Origin of the sequence: Ferrimonas sediminicola (assembly GCF_005116715.1) — a bacterium.
In the GTDB taxonomy this organism is placed as follows: Bacteria; Pseudomonadota; Gammaproteobacteria; order Enterobacterales; family Shewanellaceae; genus Ferrimonas; species Ferrimonas sediminicola.
The window spans coordinates 23,495-42,919 of the sequence record NZ_SWCI01000018.1 but is presented as its reverse complement, the minus strand read 5'-3'; the positions used below and the strand labels follow the sequence as shown (position 1 = coordinate 42,919).

Genomic DNA, 19,425 nt, shown 5'->3' with positions numbered 1-19,425 from the left:
TGCTAGCCGGCGGCCAAACGACGGGGGTAAGGATGAAGCTCGCTCCGTAGCAGGTCCCGCCACAACCGGGTCTCCTGCTTAGGGTGGAAGAATCCCCAGTGGCCCATTCGCCCGCCACACTCCTTCCGGGAGAGGTGCACCAGAGTGACCGGCGCCGAGCGGTAGTCCAGGTGCAGTTTCTCGACGTTCACCGGCGAGATCAGCTCATCGTCCTCGAAACTGATGGCGGTAATGGGACAGCGAACCGACTGGAAGCCGGCCCTGAGGGGCTCACCCTCCACCCCAACCGCATAGTTGGGGTGCAGGCACCAGCGGCGCCACTGGCGCATCACCCCCGCGGGAAGATCCCCCACCATGTTCAACCTCCTGCCGGGGAAGTACCCCACCAGGTTGGTGGTCAGCGGTGCCGCCAGGTACCAGAGCATCCACACCTTGCGCTTTAGTCGCGGCGGCGACTCCCGCCAGTAGCCGCTGCCTGAGGCAACGGTAATGATGCGGTCCAGCAGGTGGACATTGGGGATCATCCCCGGCAGTTGACCTCCCAGGCTGTGGCCGAGCCAGATCAGCGGGTGTGACTGATCATGTCGATAGGCGGCGTTGATCACCGCGGCGCAATCATTGCGCCCCCAGTCGACAATATTGACGTGGCAGTGCTGCAAGGGAGCCTGGCGGGAAGCGCCCACCCCGTGATAATCGAAGGTGATGACCCGCAGCCCCTGACCGACCAGCCAGTGCACCAGCGGGCGGTAGAAGCCCTGGGTCGCTCCCATGGCGGGAGCCAGGATCAGGGTGGCCTGGGGGGCGCTGTCGGGGATAAACCAGTTGCTGGCAATCTCATAGCCAGCCGCCGTCGTCAAAGGCCGCAACTCCGTTTGCATGCCGTACTCCTTAGAACCTTATCGTGTTGATCTTCGAAGGGCCGGCATCCGGTCGCCTTAGAACCGGCCAACATACCCTTCCGGCTGACCACTTTACATCGCCAACCCTCAAAACTTAATCGTTCTAAATCATAATATTGATCGAGCACACAAGGTGTCTGCCCATTGGCGGCGGCATCGCGGCCTCCCACCCTTATCACATCATCAAAGGCGGACACACCAATCTTTTCTCTAGCCAGTATCAATTTTATTGATGCCAAGGGCCTGGCCACGCAGCACACTCCAGCGAGGCACCGGTGGTGCCTCCAGCCCCAACCAGGACAGGGGTTACAGCAATGTCACCGCCGACCACAACCAGCCATCATCACTGAAATCACTGATAATCCTTTTTTATATCAGGCGATCGGATCCGTATGATCACCGAATGACCCGCCAGGCAGGCCACCCCCATAGCCGCCACTCCCCCATCGGCAAAACGATACCGGCCCAACACCTCACCCACCCGCCCCGGCGAGAGCCGCGTCACGCCAGACGCCACCCCAACGAGATCCGGATCACCGGAAATTCAGGTGACAAACAAGGAGTTTTCACCCTCGGCACCCATCCATAAAATCAATATTTTTGATCATATAAAGATGAAACATCTATTTTTCTTTGGTTGAAAAGAGGCATATCGTGACAGCGAACCACAGCAACCCCAGCCCAATGTGACCCAAGGAGCGTCAAAGTGATTTTTGTGACACCGCACCAACTTATACCCCGGGGAGGTGAACCGTGCTGACCCCGGTTTCCTCCCTTCCCCAACCCGACCCGTTGATGGCCGCCGCCGAGCGCTACGGACAGGGAAAGTTGGCCAACAGCCGGGGAAAAACCTTTGCCCTGGCGGTAATGGCCGGCCTCTATATCGGTATCGCCTTCGCCTTCTACATCACCGTCGTCACCGGCGCCGTGGACCAGTCCTGGGGGCTGACCCGGCTCGCCGGCGGCCTGGTCTTCAGCCTGGGGCTGATCCTGGTGGTGCTTTGTGGTGCGGAACTGTTCACCAGCACCGTACTCACCGTCGTGCCCTGGGCCAACGGCAGGGTGTCGACCGCCCGTATGCTGCGCCACTGGGGCGTGGTGTTTGCCGGTAACCTCACCGGCGCCCTGACCCTGGTCGGACTGATGATGCTGGCCAACCAGGGGGATCTCTACGGCGGCCAATGGGGTCTGTCGGTGATGAACCTGGCCCAGCACAAACTGGAGCACAGCTTCCTGCAGGCAGTCGCCCTGGGGATCCTGTGTAACCTACTGGTCTGTCTGGGGGTATGGATGAGCTTCAGCACCAAGGATCCCCTGGGCAAGGCGCTGCTGCTGATGCTGCCGGTGGCCATGTTCGTCAGCACCGGCTTCGAACACAGCATCGCCAACCTGTTCCTGGTGCCACTGGGGATCGCCATCCGGCACAGTCAGGATGCGGTCGATTGGCTGCGCCTCGGTCTCGACCCCAGCCACTTTGCCCACCTCACTCTGGGCAACTTCCTTAAGAACAACCTGTTGCCCGTCACCCTGGGCAACATCATCGGCGGTGGTGCCCTGGTGGGGCTGGCCCACTGGTGGATCCATGGCCGCACCCCGGCCGACACCCATTTCACCCCCTCTCAAGGAGACAAAATTATGACCAACACCAAACAGACTGCCGGCGCCCTGTGCCACACCCTGCCCCTGACCCTGAGCCCCGACACGCCGGTAACCCAGGCGGCCCGGCAACTGCTGCAGCGCGGCAGCGGCGCCGCCCTGGTGGTGGAGAATGACAAGCCTCTGGGCTTCGTCGACGATCAGGACCTGCTGCGCGCCTTCTATCTCACCGAGTTTGAAGACACCGAACTGATGCCGATCAGCAAGGTGATGCAGCCCATTCGCTTCAGCTGTGATGTCAGTGAGCCCCTGACCCGACTGGCCTGCAGCCTGGCGGTGGATGAAAAGGCCCTCTACCCGGTCAGTGATGCCGGCTACCTCACCAGCTTCAACCTGGACAACCTGGAACAGCGGGCCATGGAGGCGGTACCCAGGGGCAGCCAGCTGGTGGTGGTCACCCGCGACGGGCGCCTGGCCGGCGTCATCGAGCGCCGCGGCATCCTGGCGGCCCTTACCGACGAACCCTGGCAGCAGGCACCCCAGGAAACGGCCGAAGTCGCCTGATCCCCGTTCGGTGGCCAAGGGAGTGGCCACCAATTTCCTAGCTCTTCACCCAGAAATCTGAACTATCTTTTTAGCCTGACCCACGCCAACGTGGGGCCGGGCAAGGACGCCCCTCTCAACCAGGACGGTTTTCCCGAACCGGAAACCACGACCGATGCCAGAGAGTTCGCTGAAAGTCATCCATGTAGTTCGACAGTTTCATCCCGGCATCGGCGGGCTGGAGAAGTTCGTGCAGGCGTTGGTGGAGGCGCAGAGAGAGGCCGGCATCGACGCCTCGGTGGTCACCCTGAACCGGCTGTTTCATCAGCCCGGCAGCCCGAGGCTGCCCAGGGAGGAACTGGTCGAGGGGATCCCCGTTCGACGTGTCCACTACCTCGGCAGCTACAAGTACCCCATCGCCCCCGGGGTGCTGACGGCCATCGCCCCGGCGGATCTGGTGCACGTCCACGGCATCGACTTCTTCTTCGATTTCCTGGCCCTGACCCGCGCCCTCCATCGCAAGCCCCTGGTCGCCAGCACCCACGGCGGCTTCTTCCATACCCAGTTCGCCGCCCGGCTCAAGCGTGCCTATTTCCGCTCCATCACCCGGTTCAGCAGCCGCGCCTACCACCATGTCCTGGCCATCAGCCAGGGGGATTTCAGCACCTTCTCCCGCATCTGCCAGCCCCCCAGGCTGAAACTGGTGGAAAACGGCGCAGACATCGGCAAATTTCGCGGAGGCGGCAGCCGCACCCCCACTCGAGGCCTGATCTTCATCGGCCGCTTTTCCGACAACAAGCGGCTGGACAAGCTGGTGGACGGCTTTGCCCACCTGGCCAGGCTGGATCCGGCCTACCGCCTGGATATCGCCGGTCGGGACTGGGACAACAACCTGGGCCGGCTGCGCCGGCAAATAGAGCGGCTCGGGCTGACGCAGCGGGTGCGACTGCATCTGGGGCTCTCCGACCAGCAGCTGACCCAACTGGCCGGCCAGAACTCCTTTGTGGTCAGCGCATCGGAGTACGAGGGGTTTGGCCAGACCCTGCTGGAGGGGATGGCCGCCGGGCTCTATCCCATCGCCTCCCCCATCCCCAGCTTCCGGCGGGTGGTCGAGGCGACCGGGATCGGCACCTGCCTCAGCTTCGATGACCCCCAGCGGTGGGCCCGCCAGGCCCACCAGAGGATCAACCAGGTGCTGGAGGAGTACGCCGGCAACCGTCGCCAGGCGATGCGCGCCTGCGGTGCCTTCTCGTTCGAACAGTGCTGTCGCGCCATGATTGAGATCTATCAACAAATGCTGGGTGGCAGGGAGCCGCCAGTGGATGCACAAGCGATGGAGCGGCCCAGATAACCTGCCCCAGGGGCACATCAGGAGGAAAGCGCCATGCCACAACAGGTCCTGGTCACCGGCGGTGCCGGTTACATCGGAGCCATACTGCTGCCGAAACTGCTCGAGCGGGGAGACAGCGTCACCGTCATCGACAAACTGCTGTGGGGCATCGGTCCCCTGCTCTCCATCATCGGCCACCCCAACCTGAGGGTGTTTCATGCCGATGCCAGGGACCCGGCCCGGCTGCAGCCGCTGGTGGACGAGGCGGAAGTCATCATCAACCTGGCGGCCATCGTCGGCTACCCCGCCTGCCAGCACCACCCTACCACGGCCCGGGAAACCAACGTCGGGATCATCGAGGCCATCGCCAACCGCATGCGGCCCTCCCAGCGGCTGATCCAGGCCTCCACCGGCTCCACTTATGGAGCGGTAGAGGGGATCTGCACCGAGGAGACCCCCATCAACCCCCTCACCCTCTACGGTGAAACCAAGGCGGAAGCGGAGCAGCACGCCCTCAGGGTGGGGGGCATTCCCCTGAGGTTTGCCACGGTGTTCGGCGTCTCTCCAAGGATGCGGCTTGATCTGCTGGTGAACGACATCGTCCACCAGGTGGTGCACAACCACACCTTCGTCATGTATGAGGGCCACGCCCGCCGCACCTTCATCCATGCGGTGGATGCCGCCGCCAGCATCCTGTTCGCCATGGACCACTATGACGCCATGAGCGGTCGCCCCTTCAACGTCGGGGATGAGGCGCTCAACTACACCAAGCTGGAGGTAGCGCAGCGGATCAAGAATCAGTACGACTTCTATCTGCACTGCGCCGAGTTTGGCGAGGACCTGGATAAGCGGGACTACGCCGTCAGCTATCAGCGGATCAAGTCCCTGGGCTTTGGTGCCAGCATCACCCTGGATCAGGGCATCGACGAACTGCTGAAGGTGTGTCCATTGATGAAACCCTTCTCCATCTACCGCAACTTTTAGGGCATGCCAACCTTAGGAGAGTGCCAATGAACCCCTCTATTCCCTGGTCCCGCCCCGATGTGGGAGACAGCGACCTCAAGGCGATCATGGAGGCCTTTACTGACGACTGGCTCACCATGGGGCCGAGAACCGACCGGTTTGAACAGGCGATGGCCCGGCGGATGTCACGGTGCCACGCGGTGGCGGTGAGCAGCGGCTCGGTCGCCCTGGACATCGCCCTGCGCACCCTGGGCGTCGGGCCCGGCGACGAAGTGATAGTCCCGGCCATCACCTACTTTGCCACGGCGGCCGCGGTCTCCCGGGTCGGGGCAGTACCGGTGTTTGTCGATGTGCAGCCACAGAACCTCAACCTGGATGCGGACGTCATCGTCGACGCCCTGTCACCCAGGACCCGGGGGATCGTCTACATCGACTATGGCGGCCTGCCCGCCGACTTCGACCGCCTTGATGCGCTAGCCCGGGCCCATGGCCTGTTCCTGCTCCACGATGCCGCCCACTCCCTGGGCGGGCTGTACCATGGCCACCCCCTGGGCAGCCAGACCCCCCTCTCCACCATGAGCTTCCACATGGCCAAGGTGATGACCTGCGTCGAGGGGGGGATGATCTTCACCGATGACGATCAACTGGCCCACACCCTCAGGCTGTATCGCAACCAGGGGGAATCGGACAAGTACATCCACAGCAAGCTGGGCTACAACGCCCGCATGACCGACATCTCCGCCGCCATCGGCCTTAACCAGCTGAATCACCTGGATCGCTACCTCGATGGCCGCAGGCGGGTGTGCCGGGCCTATGACCGTCACTTCGACCAGTTGGGTATCGACACCCTGAGCAACCCGCACCCGGATACCCGGGCAGCCCCCTTCCTCTACTCGGTGCTGCTCGATGAACGGGATCAGGTGGCCGCAGGCCTCAAGGAGCGCGGCATCGATACCCGCGTCTGCTACCCCATGCCCCTCTACCGCCAGCCGGTCTACCTGGAGGGCGAGGCACCCAGCCGCCACCAGCCCTGCCCGGTGTCGGAGCGGATAAGCAAGCGGATACTGAACCTGCCACTGTTCCCCAGCATGAGCGACGATCAGATCGACCAGGTGGTGCACTCCATCGATGCGCTGAACCAGGGGCCCCTTGTCAGCGGCCTGTGACCGGTTATGCTGTCCTATTCGGGAACGGGGGAGAGAGTGAATGGAGAGGGTCGATACCCTGGTGATCGGCGCCGGCGTCATCGGGCTGGCCTGCGCCCGCGCCCTGGCGACGCGAGGCCGGCAGGTACTGCTGCTGGAAAGGGAGGACACCATTGGCAGTGGCATCAGCAGCCGCAACAGCGAAGTGATCCACGCCGGCCTCTACTACCCGGCTCACTGGCTCAAAACCCGACTGTGCATCCACGGGCGGCGGCGGCTCTACCCCTTCCTGGCGCGTACCGGGGTGCCGTTTCGGCGCTGCGGCAAGCTGGTGGTGGCCAGCGGCACTGCCCAGCTGACCCGGCTGGCACGGTTGCGCTCCCAGGCCGAGGCCAACGGCGTCGAGGGGCTGTTGACGCTTTCCCCCGGGCAGGCCAGGGAGCTGGAGCCGGAACTGCACTGCGATGCGGCGCTGCTGAGCCCGGAATCGGGCATTGTCGACAGCCACCAACTGATGCTGGCGCTGCAGGGGGAGATGGAGAGCCTGGGCGCCAGCCTGGTGTTTCGCTGCGCGGTGGAATCGATTGAGCCGGAGCCCACCGGACTGCGAGTCAGCACCAGCCAGGGCGAACTGCGCTGCCGGCGCCTGGTACTGGCGGGCGGACTGAGCACCCCTCAGCTGCTCCGCCGGGTGCGGGGGCTGTCCCCGGCCAAGGTGCCCCGCCAGCACCTGGCCAAGGGCAACTACTACAAACTCGGCGGCCGCTCCCCCTTCTCCCGGCTGATCTACCCGCTGCCGGAAGCCGGCGGCCTGGGAGTGCACCTGACCCTGGATCTGTCTGGCAATGCCAGGTTTGGCCCCGATGTTCAGTGGTGCGATGCGCCGCAGTTTGAGGTCACTCAGGGCCTGGAGGAGAGGTTCAAGGAGGCGGTGGCCAGCTACTGGCCCGGGGTGGCCTGGCGTACCCTGACGCCGGACTATGCCGGGGTTCGCCCCAAGCTGTCCGGCCCCGGGGAACCCGGCGTCGATTTCGCCCTGCTGGGTCCGGCCGATCTGGGGATCGCCGGACTGGTGGCCCTGGCGGGCATCGAGTCCCCCGGGCTGACCGCCTCCCTGGCCCTGGCGGACCTGGTCGCCGAGCGGCTGAACCGCTGAGACCGGAGCAGCCCCCCTAAGCCAGGGTGCAGAGCAGGCGAAACTGGTAATAGCCGTCGAACCGCCCAAGATAGGCCACCTTGGCCCGCTCACCGTCAGTCTCGAAGATGCGCTCGTCGCCCACCCTGAAGTGGATGCGCCGCCCCGCCAGCCGGGTCTCGATACGCTCCTCCTGCTCCCCCAGCACCGAGAAGGTGATGCCGTCGCCACAGAGCGAGGCCCCCTTGTTCAGCGGCAGAACGAAATCCGGCAGGCTGTTGATGCGGGAGAGCCGCTCCCGTTCGGCCAACCACAGGAAGTTGCTCTCGATGGCATCGGAAAAGTAGCGGATCTGGCCGAGGTCGGCGCTCAGGGTCTGGGTAAGGGTGTCGATGCGCGCCACCACCGGCGCCAATTCGGGCTGACCCGAGGTCAGGGATTTCAGTCGGTAGAGCTCGTCCTGCAGGGCCTGGGTGTTGCTCTGAACATCGCTGGAGACCCGTTGAACATTGGCGTTGATCAACTCCAGGGGCCGTCCCCGGTAGTAGTCGGCCAAGTGGATGACCGCCCCCCCCAGCAAAGCCCCCAACAACGCCACCCCGAGGCGACGAATACTCTTGCGCGCACTGTCCATGAAAACGCTCCCTGTTTTACCATTTGCGGCAACTCCCTGGCCGCGGCCTTATGATTCTGACATAGGATAGCCCCGGGGCAACCGGCTCAGTCGCCAGCAGGGTGATGTACTACACAAATTTCGTCTTTGCCCCGGTGCCCACCGGCAGGCGCTAGGGCGCGATCAGCGCGGTGAGCACGTGATCTCGCCATCGGCCGTCGATCTTCAGATACTCCCTGGCATAACCCTCCCGGATAAAACCCAGCCCCTGAAGCAGCCGCTCGCTGCGACGGTTGTTCGGCTGATAGCTGGCCATGATCCGGTGCAACCCCAGTTCGGAGAAGGCGTGATTGAGCACCTCTTGCAGCACCTCCCGCATCAACCCTTTTCCCTGATGACAGCGGCACACCGAATACCCCAGCTGCGCCGTCTGCATGGGACCGAACACCAGCTGGGAGAGGTTGACCTCCGCCAGCACCTGCCGCTCCTGGGGATCCAGCGCCACCAGCCGCAGTGACCGCTGCTGCTCCCACTCCAGTTGCGCCACCCGGATCAGCTCCAGCTGGTGACTCAAGAAGAAGAACCCTTCGCTGCGCCTGGGTTCCCACGGCCGCAGGTGGGCGCGGTTCTGCCGGTAGTACTCCTGAATCAGAAACCCGTCTTCCGCGGTCAGCATGCGGATACGGGTTCGGGGGGTGACCAGAGGCTGAAACACCCTGTTGCTCCGTTGAAATGGCTATGGGACAACAGGGCGACGGAATCGATTGTCGACTTGAATCGCGAGACTCCGCTGCGTGGTCACCCCGGCGCTATCGATGCCAGAAGCGGTCGCCGGGGACCCAGCGCACCGCCGAGGCCGGCGTCAGCAGGTTCCGGCAGCCACGGAACAGCGGCAGGCTGCGCCAGTCGCGCACACCCCTGGGTGTGTCGGCGTCGAACCAGAGTCCGGCAAAATGGATGAAGGCGTGGGGAACCAGGCGTCTGACATAGAAGATCTGGGCGCTGGGGCAGCGCTGAGCCGCCAGGGACGCCCACTCGTAACAGTGGCCCCGGTTGATCTGCTCCAGGGCGATCTGGCGGTGCCGACACAGCCTGTCTGTCACCCACTCAAAGGCCATCCTGGCCTCCTATTCAGGTGCCGTCCCTGGCCGAGTCGGACCAGGGACGGCCTCAACAACAGAACCTACACTTTGATACAGAACCCCTTTGCGGTCAATCTTCACTCAGGATGGGCAAGGCCGGGACGCGGGATGCCCGGGCGAGGCCCCTCGAGGGCCACGGAAGGAAAATGGGCGCAAATCCCCGGTCTGCGCCCTGTGCCGTCGACGCTAGCTGGCGTCCTGGATCGCCATCATGATCCGCTTGTCACTGATGGGGTACTTGGTGCCCAGGGTCTGGGCGAAGCTGGAGATGCGGTACTCCTCGATCATCCAGCGCACCTCCGCCAGCTGCGGAGAGGGGGCCACCCCCTTGGGCAGTTTATTCAGCGCCGCCTGGTAGGCCTCCTGCACCTTCTGGATCTTCAGCAGGTGCAGCCGATCGCGATTGGGGTCCACCGGCAGCTTCTCCAGCCGGCGCTCGATCCCCTGAAGATAGCGGGCCAGATCATCCAGTCGCTGCCAGCCGGTGTCGCGGACAAACCCCTTGTAGACCAGGCCGTCCAGCTGGCTCTGGATGTCAGACATGGCAAAGGCGGTCTGCAGATCCATCTTGCCCCTGAGGCGCTTCTTAACCTGGTGGCTCAGGGTCATCACCCGCTCCACCTTGATGGCGATGGCCACCACGGTATCCCCCAGCTCGCCGCGAACCTGCTCCTTGAGGCGCTCGAAGGCGTCGCCATTCCGCACCGCCTCCGGATAGCGGTCGATCAGTTGGTCCAGGCCGCAGTGGATGCAGTCGTCAATCAGCAACTCCACCTTGCCGAAGGGGTTGAAGTACATCGCCAGCTTGGCCTTGTTCGGCAGGGACTTCTGCAGGTACTTCACCGGGTTGGGCACATTGATCAGCAGCAGTTTGCGCAGGCCGGCGCGGTTGGCGGCCTCGGCGCGGAACTCATCGTCGAACAGCTTGATGGCCACACTGTCGCCCCCGTCCACCAGGGCGGGATAGGCCTTCACCTTGTAGTTGCCCTGCTTGCGCTCGTAGCTCTGGGGCAGGCTGCCGAAATCCCACTGAGTCAGACCCTCGGCCTCGATCCCCTTGTCCGCCACCTGGGCGATGGCGCTCTGCACCTGACCCTTGAGCCGATGCTTGAGTTCGTGGAGATCACGCCCCTGGGCGATCACCTTGCCCTTGTGGTCCTCCACCTTGAAATTCACCGTCAGGTGGGTGGCCAGGGCGGAGAGATCAAACTCCTCCGGGCTGACCCGGGTGCCGGTCATCCTCAGCAGCTGTTTGCACAGGGCGTCGAGCAGCGGCATCTGCTGGGGATCCATCACCTGCAGTACCGCGTCGGCGTAGTTGGGCGCCGGCACGAAGTTGCGCCGCATCGCCTTGGGCAGACTCTTGATCAGCCCGACCAGTTTCTCATGGAGCAGCCCTGGCACCAGGTAATCGAAGCCCTGATCCTGCACCTGGTTCAGCAGCGCCAGGGGGATATGTACCGACACGCCGTCGTCCGGTTCACCGGGTTCGAACTTGTAGGTCACCGGCAACACCAGGCCGTCCTGGTACCAGTGATCCGGAAAGTCGAGCTCGCCCACATGGCCGGCGTCCCGCTTCATCAGCAGCGCCTTGGAGAAGTTCAGTAGCTCCCCATCTTTGGCGCTGGCCTTGCTCCACCAGCCACGGAACAGCTGGCGGGTGTAGATCCCCTCGGGAATGCGCTCCTCGTAAAAGGCCTGCAGGGTGGCATCGTCCGCCAGGATATCCCGGCGGCGGGACTTGTGCTCCAGGTCCTCCACCTCGGTGATCAGCGCCAGGTTCTCCTTGAGGAAAGCCTCGTTGGCGCCCAACTCGCCCCCCACCAACGCCTGCTGGATGAAGATGTTGCGAGACTCGACCGGATCGATGGGACCGTACTGCAGCTTGCGCTTGGGTACCACGATCACCCCAAACAGCGACACCTGCTCATAGGCCATGACCGACCCGGGTTTCTGCTCCCAGTGGGGCTCGGCATAGCTGCGTTTCACCAGATGCTCGGCCAGGGGCTCGACCCACAGGGGATCGATCTTAGCCACCATCCGGGCAAACAGCCGGCTGGTCTCCACCAGTTCGGCGGCCATCACCCACTTTGGCGGCTTCTTCGCCAGGGCGGAGCCGGGGAAGATATGAAACTGGCTGTTGCGCGCCCCCTTGAAGTGACCCTCGGGCTCCTTGGAGCCGATGTGAGACAGCAGGCCCGCCAGCAGCGCCCGGTGAATCTGCTCGTAGCCGGCCCGTTCGCCGATGGTGATGCTCATCTCCAGCTCCGCCAGGGAGTGACGCAGCTGACTGTAGAGATCCTGCCATTCGCGGATCCTCAGGTAGTTGAGGAAATCGCTGCGGCACATGCGGCGGAACTGGTTGGTGGACAACTCGTTGCGCTGCGCCTTGAGGTAGTCCCACAGGTTCAGCAGGGCGACGAAGTCCGACTCCTTGTCGGCGAAACGGCGGTGCTTCTCGTCCGCCTGCTGCTGCCTGTCCATGGGCCGCTCCCTCGGGTCCTGGATGGAGAGGGCGCTGGCGATCACCATCACCTCATGGACACAGCCATGGGGCTTGGCCGCCAGGATCATCCGCGCCAGGCGCGGGTCGATGGGCAGACGCGCCAGCTGGCGGCCCAGCTTGGTCATCCGCGGCTGCCCCTTGTGCACCTCGATGGCGGACAGCTCCTCCAGCAGGCGCATGCCATCGTTGATGTGGCGGTTGTCCGGCGGCTGAACAAAGGGGAAGGCGGCGATGTCGCCCAGCCCCAGGGCCAGCATCTGCAGGATCACCGATCCCAGGTTGGTGCGCAGGATCTCCGGATCGGTGAATTCCGGCCGGTTGCTGAACTCCTCCTCACCATAGAGGCGGATGCAGATCCCCTCCGACACCCGGCCACAGCGGCCCGCCCGCTGGTTGGCGCTGGCCTGGGAGATGGGCTCGATGGGCAGACGCTGCACCTTGGTACGGTAGCTGTAGCGGCTGATGCGGGCGGTACCGGGATCGATCACGTACTTGATGCCGGGCACGGTCAGCGAAGTCTCGGCCACGTTGGTGGCCAACACGATGCGCCGTCCGGTGTGGGAGGCGAAGATCTTCGCCTGCTCGGCGTGGGAGAGCCGGGCAAACAGTGGCAGGATCTCGGTGTCCCGAAGATTGCGGCGGCGCAGTGCATCGGCGGTATCGCGGATCTCGCGCTCGCCGTTCATGAAGATGAGGATATCCCCCAGCCCCTCGGCGCACAGCTCGTCCACCGCCAGGAAGATCCCCTCCAGCTGATCCAGATCCCGATCGTCGTCCCGAACCAGTGGACGATAGCGCATCTCCACCGGGTAGGTGCGCCCGGAGACTTCGATCACCGGCGCCTGATTGAAGTGGCGGGAGAACCGGTCCACGTCGATGGTGGCCGAGGTGATGATCACCTTGAGGTCGGGCCGCTGCGGCAGCAACTGCTTGAGGTAACCCAGGATAAAGTCGATGTTGAGGCTGCGCTCATGGGCCTCGTCGATGATCAGGGTGTCATACTGGTCCAGGCGCCGGTCATGCTGGATCTCCGCCAGCAGGATACCGTCGGTCATCAGCTTGACGTAGCTGTCACCGCTGGTCTGATCGGCAAAGCGCACCTTGAAGCCCACATGCTGACCCAGGGGGCTCTGCAGCTCGTCGGCGATGCGGCTGGCCACGGCCCGGGCCGCCAACCGGCGAGGCTGGGTATGGCCAATCAGACCACGGCTGCCCCGTCCCAGCTCCAGGCAGATCTTGGGCAGCTGGGTGGTTTTGCCGGAGCCGGTCTCACCGGCCACGATCACCACCTGGTTGTCCCGGATCGCCTCGGCGATCTCATTGCGGCGATCGCTCACCGGCAGATCCGGGTAATCGATCACCGGCACCGCGGCTTCTCGGGTGCGGACCCGCTGCTGGCTGGCCTGCAGCAGGCTCTGCAGCTGCTCCTGGATTGCCTGGCGTCTGGCGGCATCCTTCAGCTTCTTCATGCCACCGAGCCGGCGGCGTATGGTGGCGGCATCCTGCTGCATACACAGGGCAAGTTGCTGGGGCGAGAAGGGGTTACTCAAGGTTGACGATCCCGATGACTGATGAGAATCGACGGATCTTAGCAGTTTCAGGGCCGGCGCCCAATGGCCTGATAAACGCCCTGCCGCTCGACGGCTCAAAAAGCCGCCACTGCTTGAATTGACCCGCAAGCAGGGTTAGGGTGGCGGATTTCCACCCCATGGAGTCTGCCTATGCCCCTGGGCCTGACCCTGACCCTGGCCACCCTGCCGCTGCTGCTGCTGTGGCCACTGCTTCGCCATGGCGGCTGGCCCGCCCTGTGGTGGGCTGCCGCCAGCCTGGTGGCGTTCGCCCTCTACGGCATCGACAAGGGTCGTGCCCGTCGGGGCGCCTGGCGGATTCCCGAGATGGTGTTGCACCTGGCCAGCCTGGCCGGCGGCTGGTCCGGCGCCCTGCTGGGGCAGCAACTGTGGCGCCACAAGACCCGCAAGTGGCGGTTTCAGGTAGTCTTCTGGGGCATCGGCCTGGTGCAGGGAGTGCTGCTGGTGGAGCTGCTGTGGCTGTGGGGACAGCACCTGGCGCCGCTGCCACAGGGGTTGATGCCGCGGTGAGCGCCGACACCCAGTGCCACATCGCTGTCATTTTGTGGTGAAAACGTGATCGGGCAGTGGCTTTGGTTTCGGCCGGTGTTGAAATAGGCCACACCTTTGAATAGGGTACGGACAGTTCATTTTAGAGTGAGATCCGGGTATGACTCCCATCGAAGAGCTGTTGAAAGACCCCGAACAGCGCGCCGCGGCCACCAAGACCTCTCGCCGCGTCATGTTTACCTTTATCGCCATCTTCCTGGTGATGATCTACGGCTCCGGCGTGCCTTCCGGCATTCTCGGCGGCCTGCTGTTCCTGGCGGTGGGGCTGTTGCTGGTGCCCCTGACCGTGGCGGTCCCCTCCTTCATGCTGCAAAAGCGCCACCCCGGGCTGAAGTGGGCCATCCTGCTTCTGGATACCCTGGCCAACATCGCCATCACCCGCGCCCTCTACCTGGGGCTGTTCGGCTGAGTGATGATCGGGCGGCAGTTTGCGCTCCGCCCCTTGATTTCTCGCACAAACTATCTCAGCTTAAAGGGGTTAGGGAAAACCTTGGAGGGCTGAGATGAAGGCCTTAATACCACTCGCTACCGCCTGCATGCTGATCGGTTGCGCCGCACCGGATCAGCGGCCGGCAACCATCGCCAGCACCACCCCATCCCCACCCGTTGTTGACGGCCACAATGCCCGTAATGCCGTGGACTGGGCGGGCACCTATCGTGGCACCCTGCCCTGCCCGGACTGTGATGGCATCGTCACCGAACTGACCCTCTATGCCGACGGTCGCTACCATCTGAAGCAGCTCTACCTGGGTCGACGCAGCAATGGCCAGGATCTTAAGGGGCGCTTTCAGTGGCACAGCTCCGGCAACCGCATCACCCTGCCCCGGGATAACGCCGCCCCCGCCCACTATCGGATCACCGAGAATCGGCTGCAGAGGCTGGATAACCAGGGCCGGACCATTCAGGGGGCGCTGGCCGAACAATACTGGCTGGTGAAGCTTCAATGAAAAGCCCGGCTTGGGGCCGGGCTTTTCAGGGTCAGCGAACGATGGGATCCAGGGTGAGCTCCACCCGACGATTCTCGGCGCGCCCCGCCTTGTTGAGGTTGTCGGCAATGGGGCGAGTCTCGCCATACCCCACCGCAGCCACCCGCTGGTAGGGGATCTGCTGGTTCACCAGGTAGCCGGCAACGCTGGCAGCCCGGCGCTCGGACAGCTTCTGGTTGTAGGCCGCCTCACCACTGCTGTCGGTATGACCGGCAACGGTGATCAGGGTGCTCTCAAACTCCTTCAGCACCAGGGCCACCGAGTTCAGGGTGGGATAGAACTGGGCCTTGAGCTGATCCTGATTGGTGTCGAAGGTGATGTTGCCGGGCATATTGAGGATGATCTGGTCGCCCACCCGGGTCACACTGACCCCGGTCCCCTCCAGCTGCTGACGCAGTTTCATCTCCTGCTGGTCCATGTAGTAGCCCGCGGAGCCCCCGGCCAGGCCTCCGATGCCGGCGCCAATCAGCGCCCCCTTGGCACGGTCGCTCTTGCTGGAGACCGCCGCGCCGATAATGGCCCCGGTGATGGCCCCGATGCCGGCACCCACCGTGGCGTTGGCGGTTTTCTCCTCCCGGGTATAGGGATCCAAGGTGGTACAGCCGCTGACGGCCACCAGAACGCTGAGGCCCAGGGCCGCGCTGCGAATACGAAGAGTCATGTATCTTCCCCCAAAATGTCTTGGTTATCTGCAAGGCCGGGCAGCATATCCGCCGGCCGGTGAATTCCCAGTGATGTTTCGTCTGTTTTTAATAGCCCGCCGCCTGACCATCCTTGCGGCTTTCCGAGGCACCCACATAGGTCTGGTTGACCTCATCCCAGAGGATCGCCTGGTAGCCGCCATAGCTGCCCAGGTTCTCCTGAAGCACATGTCCCCTCTCGATGAGGTTACGGCGGGTGGCGGCGGAGAACCCGCTCTCCAGGGACACCACACCACCATCGCTCATGGTCTCACCCGTAGGCTGACTGGAACCTGTATGAAGTATCCTTGGGGCATCGCCCGCCTCCTGCAGGTTCATGCCGAAATCCAGCAGGTTGACCAGGATCTGGGCGTGGGCCTGGGGCTGAGTCGCCCCGCCCATCACCCCGAAGCTGAGCCAGGGTTTGCCCTCCTTGGTGACAAAGGCGGGGATGATGGTGTGGAACGGGCGCTTGCCCGGGGCGTAGCTGTTGGCCTGTCCCGGCACCAGGTTGAACAGCTGGCCACGGTCCTGCAGCACAAACCCCAGGCCGGAGGGGGTCATCCCCGAGCCCATCCCCCGGTAGTTGCTCTGGATCAGCGACACCATGTTGCCCTGGCCATCGGCGGTGGTCAGGTAGATGGTGTCGCCGTGGCCCAGGGCCGGATTGCCCGGGTCAACGCTGCGTGCGGCCCGCTCCGGGTCAATCTGGCTCCGCCGCCTGGCGGCGTAGTCCTCGGAGAGCAGCCCCGCCACCGGCACCTCGGCAAACGCCATGTCGGCGTAGAACCTGGCCCGGTCGGCAAAGGCCAGCTTCTTGGCTTCGACGAAGGTGTGCACATACTCGGCGCTGTCCAGGCCCATCGATTTGATGTCATAGCCTTCGAGGATCTTCAGAATCTGCTGGGCGGCGATCCCCTGACCGTTGGGAGGAAGCTCCCACAACTCATGGCCCCGGTAACTGACCTTCACCGGCTCCACCCACTCACTACGGTGCGAAGCCAGGTCCTCATAGCTGAGGAAGCCGCCGTTGGCCTTCATGTACTGATCGATGCGGCGGGCGATCTCCCCCCGGTAGAAGGCGTCCCGGCCCTGCTCCGCCAACAGGCGGTAGCTGTAGGCCAGGTCCGGATTGCGGAAGATCTCGCCCTTCCGCGGCATCTTGCCATCGGCCATGAAGGTCTCTTTAAACCCCGGGTAGGGGCTCAGCCTCGCGGCGCTGCGGTTCATGTAGTAGGCGATCAGCTCAGTGACCGGGAACCCCTCCTGGGCATAGTCGATGGCCGGGGCCAGCAGCACCTTCATCGGCAACTTGCCGAAGCGGCCGTGCAGCTCGAACCAGCCGTCCACGGCTCCGGGCACCGACACCGGCAAGGGGCCATAGGCCGGGATGCTGGTCATCCCCAGCTCCTTGAAGTGGTCCAGGGTCAGGCTCTTGGGGCTGCGGCCAGAGCCGTTGAGGCCATAGAGCTTCTGGGTCTTGGCGTCCCACACTATGGCAAACAGGTCTCCTCCGATGCCACAGCCGGTGGGCTCCACCAGACCCAGCATGGCGTTGGCGGCGATGGCCGCATCCACCGCGGAGCCCCCCTGCTTGAGGATCTCCAGGGCGACCTGGGTGGCCAGAGGCTGACTGGTGGCAGCCATGCCGTGTTGTGCCAGCACCTCGGAACGGGAGGCAAAGTGGTGGCCGGTCACCCGGTCAAAGGCGTGGACGGGGGCCAGGCAACTCAAGGCCAGCACCAGGGAGCAGAGTCTGTTGTTCATTGTTGTGGCTCTGTAACGGCAAAAGGGTCAGTCCAGACTACCAGCTACCGAGGTCGGGGCCATAGGCCGGGATGAAAAAACAATCGGGTAACTGTTACAAAGCGTTGTGCCTGACTCGAGGGAGAATGAAGCAGAAGTTGGTTGGGGCGCAATCGCGCCCCAACCAAGCAGGGTGACTAGACGGCATTGCGGAAACAACTCTTGAGATGAGTGCTGATGGCGTTCAGTACCCGGCTGCGATCGATCATCCCCACCACCCTGTCCTCATCGACAACGGGGTAGATCTTGGGTTTTTGTCCCAGCATCAGTTCCGCCAGGGCCAGAACCGAGTCCTCCGGTTTGACCGTAAGCACATCGGTGCGCATGCAGTCGGCAACGGTGGCGGTGATGTCACAGTGGTAGCTGCTGGCCAGCAACACCGACAGGCAATCCTGCTCGGACACGAACCCCACCAGGTGGTGTTCGGCGTCCACCACCGGGGCGCCGGGCTGCCTGGCCTTGAGCAGGGTGTCGACGGCCACTGACAGAGGTGTTTCCGGGGAGAGCCACACCGGGCGGCGCTCCATGTAGTCTTGTACTTTTACCGATTCCATCGTTTCCCCTTCAACTGTGGTGACACCCTGTAACCATAGTGCCAGAAAGCACTTTTTGCCTCGGGGAGAAAAAAGATTCGCCTAATCTGATTGGGCGATTAGGCCTGTGGTTCTTCGGATATGATGCGTGTCACCCTAGCCTCAGTCACGCCAGATCCTGACCGACAGTTTGCCGTCACGGTCGATGCTGGCCCGGTACATGCCTCCGGTGTTGTAGGGCATGGCGATCGCCCCTTTGGGATCCACCACGACGACCCCCCCGGTGCCGCCCGCCGGCAGCAGCACCCGATGGATCACCTCGGAAGCGGCCTGGTCGATGCTCACCCCCTGATACTTCACCCGGGCGCAGATGTCCGCCGCCACGTTGTAGCGGATAAAGTACTCGCCATGGCCGGTCGCCGACACCGCACAGCTCTGGTTGTCGGCGTAGGTGCCGGCGCCGATCACCGGGGAATCGCCGATGCGTCCCCAGCGCTTGGCGGTCATGCCTCCGGTGGAGGTGGCCGCCGCCAGATTGCCCGCGCCATCCAGGGCCACCGCCCCGACCGTGCCATACTTGTAACCCGAGTCGAGGCGATCCACGGCGGCCTTGTAGTTGCCCGTCTGCTGCTGATTCTCCATGATCTTCTTTTTGGCTTTCAGCAGACTCTGATAACGGTTGTCGGTATCGAAATAGTGATTGGGCACCAGCTCCAGCCCCTGTTCCAGGGCGAACTCCACCGCCCCCTGTCCCGAGAGCATCACGTGGGGCGAGTCGGTCATCACTCGCCGGGCCAACTCAATGGGGCTTTTTACCTGGCGTACCCCGGCCACCGCCCCCGCTGCCAGGGTGCGGCCATCCATGATGGAGGCATCCAGCTCGTGGGCCCCGTCATAGGTGTAGACCGCGCCCACTCCGGCATTGAACAGCGGACTGGCTTCCAGCAGCTGCACCGCGGCCTGAACCGCGTCCAGGCTGCTGTGCCCCTGTTGCAGCAGCCGGTAACCGCTCTGTACCGCTTCGGTCAGCTTGGCACGAACCTCGGCTTCGGTCTCCGGGCTCATCTTCTGGGGGTCAATGGTCCCGGCGCCGCCGTGAATGGCAATCGCCAGCGGGGCGGCCAGGGTGGAGGCGCTAAATAGGGCCAGCGCGACGGCCACTAGGGATAGTCTCATCGTAAGCTCTTCCGTGACAAAGGGATCAGGCCAGACACCATATCACTTTCCCGGGGCCGCGGTCCGAATGCATGCACCAACGGCATTGGGATGCCCCCACTCTTTTTCTTCTGGCCTGATGCCAGGGGAGGTGGGTATCATGGGCCTTGAGCAATTGGGCCTTAATTTTCTGATTCTTTTCCTTTTGTTACTGGCCACGGCTATCTTTTAACTACCGGTTTACCATGAGTGTGT

General features: G+C 63.6%; 17 protein-coding genes. 8 read left to right on the top strand and 9 right to left on the bottom strand.

The genetic code is table 11. The annotated features are described in order from the left end of the window. Window positions 1–2 precede the first annotated feature (2 nt). Complete coding sequence (locus FCL40_RS17300) at window positions 3–878, bottom strand: alpha/beta hydrolase family protein (protein WP_136854542.1); 876 nt, start codon at window positions 876–878, stop codon at window positions 3–5. Between the two features lie 774 nt (window positions 879–1,652). On the opposite strand from FCL40_RS17300, the gene focA reads away from it, so the two are divergent. From focA to FCL40_RS17275, 5 genes are all read left to right on the top strand, one after another. After that, window positions 1,653–3,059, top strand: coding sequence for a formate transporter FocA (gene focA / locus FCL40_RS17295; RefSeq protein WP_136854541.1), 1,407 nt, complete (start codon window positions 1,653–1,655; stop codon window positions 3,057–3,059). A gap of 154 nt (window positions 3,060–3,213) precedes the next feature. Next, entirely contained in the window at window positions 3,214–4,389 is a 1,176-nt protein-coding gene (locus FCL40_RS17290) for a glycosyltransferase family 4 protein (protein ID WP_136854540.1), read from the top strand. 33 nt (window positions 4,390–4,422) lie between these two features. Then, window positions 4,423–5,352, top strand: coding sequence for an NAD-dependent epimerase/dehydratase family protein (locus FCL40_RS17285; protein WP_136854539.1), 930 nt, complete (start codon window positions 4,423–4,425; stop codon window positions 5,350–5,352). 26 nt (window positions 5,353–5,378) lie between these two features. Next, complete coding sequence (locus tag FCL40_RS17280; RefSeq protein ID WP_136854538.1) at window positions 5,379–6,497, top strand: DegT/DnrJ/EryC1/StrS family aminotransferase; 1,119 nt, start codon at window positions 5,379–5,381, stop codon at window positions 6,495–6,497. Between the two features lie 40 nt (window positions 6,498–6,537). Continuing rightward, window positions 6,538–7,632, top strand: coding sequence for an NAD(P)/FAD-dependent oxidoreductase (locus tag FCL40_RS17275; protein ID WP_136854537.1), 1,095 nt, complete (start codon window positions 6,538–6,540; stop codon window positions 7,630–7,632). A 16-nt stretch (window positions 7,633–7,648) separates the two neighbouring features. On the opposite strand, the gene FCL40_RS17270 is transcribed toward FCL40_RS17275, so the two are convergent. From FCL40_RS17270 to hrpA, 4 genes are all read right to left on the bottom strand, one after another. Beyond that, window positions 7,649–8,245: a hypothetical protein gene (locus tag FCL40_RS17270; RefSeq protein ID WP_136854536.1), complete on the bottom strand. Its 597-nt coding sequence runs from the start codon at window positions 8,243–8,245 to the stop codon at window positions 7,649–7,651. 151 nt (window positions 8,246–8,396) lie between these two features. Then, a complete protein-coding gene (locus FCL40_RS17265; RefSeq protein WP_205729156.1) occupies window positions 8,397–8,939 on the bottom strand; it encodes a GNAT family N-acetyltransferase in 543 nt (180 codons plus the stop codon). Between the two features lie 94 nt (window positions 8,940–9,033). Then, window positions 9,034–9,342, bottom strand: coding sequence for a hypothetical protein (locus FCL40_RS17260; protein WP_136854535.1), 309 nt, complete (start codon window positions 9,340–9,342; stop codon window positions 9,034–9,036). A 210-nt stretch (window positions 9,343–9,552) separates the two neighbouring features. Further along, entirely contained in the window at window positions 9,553–13,422 is a 3,870-nt protein-coding gene (gene hrpA / locus FCL40_RS17255; protein WP_267873518.1) for an ATP-dependent RNA helicase HrpA, read from the bottom strand. Between the two features lie 171 nt (window positions 13,423–13,593). Between hrpA and FCL40_RS17250 the strand changes: the two genes are divergently transcribed. From FCL40_RS17250 to FCL40_RS17240, 3 genes are all read left to right on the top strand, one after another. After that, a complete protein-coding gene (locus FCL40_RS17250) occupies window positions 13,594–13,971 on the top strand; it encodes a DUF1294 domain-containing protein (protein ID WP_136854534.1) in 378 nt (125 codons plus the stop codon). A 139-nt stretch (window positions 13,972–14,110) separates the two neighbouring features. Then, window positions 14,111–14,419: a hypothetical protein gene (locus FCL40_RS17245; RefSeq protein WP_136854533.1), complete on the top strand. Its 309-nt coding sequence runs from the start codon at window positions 14,111–14,113 to the stop codon at window positions 14,417–14,419. A 94-nt stretch (window positions 14,420–14,513) separates the two neighbouring features. Beyond that, window positions 14,514–14,957 carry a copper resistance protein NlpE gene (locus FCL40_RS17240; RefSeq protein WP_136854532.1) on the top strand — a complete coding sequence of 148 codons (444 nt, stop codon included), beginning with the start codon at window positions 14,514–14,516 and terminating at the stop codon, window positions 14,955–14,957. Between the two features lie 31 nt (window positions 14,958–14,988). Here FCL40_RS17240 and FCL40_RS17235 read toward each other — a convergent pair whose 3' ends face one another. The 4 genes from FCL40_RS17235 to FCL40_RS17220 form a co-directional block, all read right to left on the bottom strand. After that, on the bottom strand, window positions 14,989–15,657 hold the full coding sequence (locus FCL40_RS17235) for an OmpA family protein (protein ID WP_136854531.1): 669 nt from the start codon (window positions 15,655–15,657) through the stop codon (window positions 14,989–14,991). Between the two features lie 88 nt (window positions 15,658–15,745). Continuing rightward, complete coding sequence (gene ggt / locus FCL40_RS17230; RefSeq protein ID WP_136854530.1) at window positions 15,746–17,443, bottom strand: gamma-glutamyltransferase; 1,698 nt, start codon at window positions 17,441–17,443, stop codon at window positions 15,746–15,748. 176 nt (window positions 17,444–17,619) lie between these two features. Then, a complete protein-coding gene (locus tag FCL40_RS17225; protein WP_136854529.1) occupies window positions 17,620–18,036 on the bottom strand; it encodes a CBS domain-containing protein in 417 nt (138 codons plus the stop codon). Between the two features lie 141 nt (window positions 18,037–18,177). Continuing rightward, the gene (locus tag FCL40_RS17220; RefSeq protein WP_136854528.1) at window positions 18,178–19,191 is read right to left on the bottom strand and encodes an isoaspartyl peptidase/L-asparaginase family protein; all 1,014 of its coding nucleotides are present in this window, start codon (window positions 19,189–19,191) and stop codon (window positions 18,178–18,180) included. Window positions 19,192–19,425: the final 234 nt, after the last annotated feature.